At 67.6% G+C, this 4,361-nt stretch carries 2 pseudogenes; one reads left to right on the top strand and one right to left on the bottom strand.

The features are described from left to right. Positions 1 to 2,837: pseudogene (locus tag ACFQV6_RS44055) on the bottom strand (sugar-binding protein); the annotation flags it as partial. 469 nt (positions 2,838 to 3,306) lie between these two features. Between ACFQV6_RS44055 and ACFQV6_RS44050 the strand changes: the two are divergent. Further along, positions 3,307 to 4,361: pseudogene (locus ACFQV6_RS44050) on the top strand (hypothetical protein); the annotation flags it as partial.

Genomic DNA, 4,361 nt, shown 5'->3' with positions numbered 1-4,361 from the left:
CGCTCCCGCTCGGCCAGCTTGGTCGCCACCGGGTAGGTGATGCTGCGGGTCAGCCAGTCACTGTCGGCATCCCCCGCTTCGGAGTAGGTCAGCTCCTCAGCGATACGCCCGGCGAACGGCTCGGCGTCCTTGGCGATCTCGGCGCCGGTGATGTCCTTGACCGAAACCGTGTCGCCCAGGCCGCGGAAGTAGCGGGTGACCGCCTTGGTCTGCTTGCTGCCGATCGCCGCGTCCACGGCACCGGTGATGACCGTCGTCTGCTCGAAGCCGGCGAAGTTGGAATAGGTCCGGGTGGACTTCTTCGTGAACTCGGCCTCGGCGATCTTCCAGGCGGCGTTCTTGTAGCCGTAGGAGGTGGCGGAGCCGACCGCGCCGTCGACGGCGGGCAGTTCCTCGATGCTCTCCACGACGTACTTGTGGAACCAGTCGATGTCCTCGGCCTCCGGGTCCGGATGCCAGAACACCGGATAACAGAGCCGGTCGTTCGCTTTCAGCGCCGCGGTCTCACCCTTGGCGGGCAGGTCACTGCCGGTCTTGCACTGGCCTTCGGGCTTCTTGTACGAGACAACCGTCTCGCCGCCGTATTCGTTGATGACCCGGCCGATGCGCAGCCGGGAGAACCCGGGCCGCGGGTCGGTGCTGCCGCGCAGGACACGGTTCGGCATGTCGTCGACGTTGGGCTCGAAGCGCACCGGGTTGAGGCTGACGCTCGCGTCGGTCGTACCGTTACGGGCATATCCGGTACGGGTGATCGACTCCAGCCACAGCGCGGTGTTCGGGCCGCTGCGCAGCTTCGGGAACGACTGCTTGAACTGGTAGTCGTCGACCACCTGGCGTGCGGTGGTGTCGGTGCGCCGCTGGGCCGACGTGGTGATCTTGTCCAGCCGCTTGCGGGAGAAGAACGACGGTCCGGCGTTCCAGCACTTCTTGGCGGACTCGCAGCGCAGGTCGGCCGGAGTGTCGTACCAGATCCGGTATTTGCCCGGGTCCTTGCTGGCGAAGTTCTCCTCGGTACAGGAGACGCCGCCCTCGGCGAAACACCGCTCGGCGACGGTGAAGTTGACGCGCGCGGGAGCCGTACCCGAGTAGATGTTGTTGTTGCGCTGCCCGTAATCGATCCGGGTCAGGTAACCGCCGCGGTCGTACTTCACCGGCGACTTGAAGTCGAAGTTACGGGCGTAGTAGTTCTGCTCCTTGGCCCACCACAGGCTCATCGCGTTGCCGTGGACGTCCTCGACATAGTCGAGCGACCAGCGCCAGCCCTGCGTGCAGAACGACTTCTTGAAGTCCTCGATCGACGAACCCTGGTAGCAGGGCTCGTTGGCGTGGTTGGCATACACCGGAGCCGTCAGCACCGAGTTGGTGACGGCAGCGCCGTCGGTCCAGCCCGGCAGGCGGTTCATGCCGAAGTGGTAGCGGGTGCCGTCCTTGGTGGTGACGACCCAGTACTCGCCGTCCTTGTCACCGTTGGCCCGGGTGGTGTCCTTGACCAGATCGATCTTCGACCCGTCACCGTTGCCGGTGGTCCATTTACCACCAGCGAAGACCAGCTCGGTGGTCATGCCACCCAGCGACAGGGTCGCGTTCTGCGAGCCCCAGCACAGGTCCGCCGTACGGTGCTTGGCGTTGCTCGAACCGGCCGTCTTCGAATCCTGGCGGCAGTTCGCATAGGTCCGGGTGATCGAGCCGGCCGCGTAGTCCCAGCCGTCACCGATCCAGGATGCCTGGTTGTTGGTGGCGGAGGTACGGCCGTCCACCGACTGCGAGGAGTAGGACAGGCCGATCTTCGGCGCGAGGCCGCCGGCGGTCTCCGGGACCTGCACCTGGTAGGAGTAGGTGAAGGCGCCGGACGACGAGCCCGCCGCCCACGAACCCGAGGACTGCAGCGGGGTGGCTGTGAAGTCGCCCGCGGCGGAGGCACCGGTGTCCAGGGCACCGACGATGCCGGAGCCGCTCGCGGCGGCCCTGCCGGCCATGCCACCGACGCCACCGGATCCCGGGTCGGCGAGCAGCTGACCGATCGGCACCACACCGGTGACGATCCGGCGCGGCGTGCCGGGCTTGGTGGAGTCGTCAGCGGCGGCGAGCGAGCGGGCCAGCGGCGCCGACGCCGGGAGGATCTCGACCTCGCTGCGCAGCGCCTGCGCGTTCGCCACACCGGCGGCGGTCGCGGTGGCCGGGTCCTCCTCGGCGGGGACCGGGGCACAGTCACCGGTGTCGGGGGACTCGTAGACGCAGTCCGGCAGGGTCATCAGGCCGAACCGGTCGGCGGCCTGCGGACCGTACAGGTCGGCGAAGGCGGTGTAGTCGACGCTGAGCGCGACCTCGGCGGCCGGGTCGGCGGTGACCGGCGGCGTGATCTTCATGATCATGCCGGCGACATCGGCGTCCTGCGAGGACTCCGGGGCGGCCAGGTCGACGGTCCAGGTTCCGGCGACCGCGGCGGCGTCACCACCCGCGGGGACACCGAGGGCGATCGGCAGGTCGGCGACGGGCGCCGGCTTGGCACCGGGGGTGGCGCCGGTCAGGTCGACCGCACCGGTGCCCTCCTCCCAGGCGTCGACGGCGGTCGGCACGTACTCGTCCGGGACGACCTCGGGCGCGGTGGTGAGGTTCTCCTCGGCGCTCTCGTCCTCGTCGAGCGCCTTCGTCTCCGGCAGATCGGGCAGATCGACCACGGCATTCTCGCGGTCCATACCGGCGCCAGGGATCGCGTAAGCGGCGGTAGGCAGCATTGTCACCACCAATGTGGATGACAGCAGCAGGATGATCGCCGCACGGCTGCGGCGCCTCCAGTGGAGGCCTGGGTCCTTCAGGACCGGATCTGAACCACGCATACGCGTCGACTCCCCCACAAAGGCGCGATGACGAAAAAGAGGTGGCGCGTGAGCACCACCGAGAAGCACGCCGAGCGAGGCGCGTGCGACGGCACTGTCCCGTCTGTCCAGGTGGGAACTCAAGAACACGGACAGTGATGTCGACGAATATGAAGTGACATCCGTCACGTAATGATCTTCATCAAAGTGCGGTGCTGTCGTTCATTTCGGGCTTGTCACCGGAAACTCGGCCAATAAGTGATCTTTCAAGCGGCACTGTTGATCAAAACGCGCCAATCGGGCATTACCTAAACGAAACCTTTGGATTAGGTAACGGTTCGATAACCACACGCGTTGATCGTCGATATGCCATCGTGAGCGCGCTCTCCGCCCCACGGCTCACCGTATGGGGCTGTTTGTGCTGTCCCATTCCATCTGGTCTCCACGGGGGTAGATCGCCGTGACCGTGCCTCGCCTACTCAGTCCGTTCGTGCGTACGCGCACCCGGCTGTACGGCACCCTGGGCCTCGTATTGGCCACCACCGTGACCGCCGCCTCGATCCCCTGGTGGCCCGACGGCGGCTCCGACACCACCGCCTCCGCCCCCGGTCATCGCGACCAGGCCATCACCGCGGTCACCAAACTCAAAGACCAGGCCACCGCCGTCGCCGAAGCACTACGCTCCGGCAAAGAGGTGCTCATCGAAGAGGCCACCACCGCCACCTCACAAACCTGGGCACGCCCCGACGGGCAGCTGCGCAGCGAGTTCACCGCCGTGCCGCAACGGGCCAAGACCGGCGACGGCCGGTGGGCCGCCATCGACAACACCCTGCGCACGACCGAGACCGGCGTGCAGCCACTGCAGCCGTACACCCCGGTCACCTTCTCCAACGGCAGCCAGCCCGGCGCCAAAGAGAGCGTGCTGGCCACGGTGGAGACCAAAACCGGTCAGCCCATCACCTACACCTGGCCCGGCCCGCTACCCACGCCGACCCTCGACGGCACCCGCGCCCTCTACTCCGAGGTCCGCACCGGCGTCGACCTGCTCGTCGTCGCCCGCCAGGAAGGCGGCTTCGGCCACGTCCTGATCGTCAAGAACCGCGAAGCCGCCACCGACAAGTCCCTGAGCAGCCTGACCTACGGCCTGCGCGCCGACGGCGCGGTGTTCCGCCACGACGCGACCACCGGCGGCGTCCGCATCCACGACGCGAAGACCGGCGCCGAAGTCGGCGGCATACCCACCCCGATGGCGTGGGACTCCGCCGGTAAGGACCCCGAGTCGCCGGAAACCCCGCGCCTGTCGGTGGCCAGCACCACCGACGTGCTCAAGCTGTCCGCGCTGGACGGCGCGGAGCCGGGCTCGAAGCAGACACCGATGCCCAGCCGCCTCGACGGCGATGGCACCAGCACCGCGACGCTGCACCTGGACGCCACCGGCATCCTGTCCGACCCGAACGTCAAGTTCCCGGTGCTGCTCGACCCGACCATCAACCCGGGTGAGCAGGCCTGGCTGTTCGTGTCCAAATCACACGCCAACAGCAACTT

Origin of the sequence: Actinoplanes sp. GCM10030250, from assembly GCF_042666575.1 — a bacterium.
Taxonomy (GTDB): domain Bacteria; phylum Actinomycetota; class Actinomycetes; order Mycobacteriales; family Micromonosporaceae; genus Actinoplanes.
The sequence above is the reverse complement of the archived record's forward strand: the minus strand, read 5'-3'. Positions and strand labels throughout refer to the sequence as shown.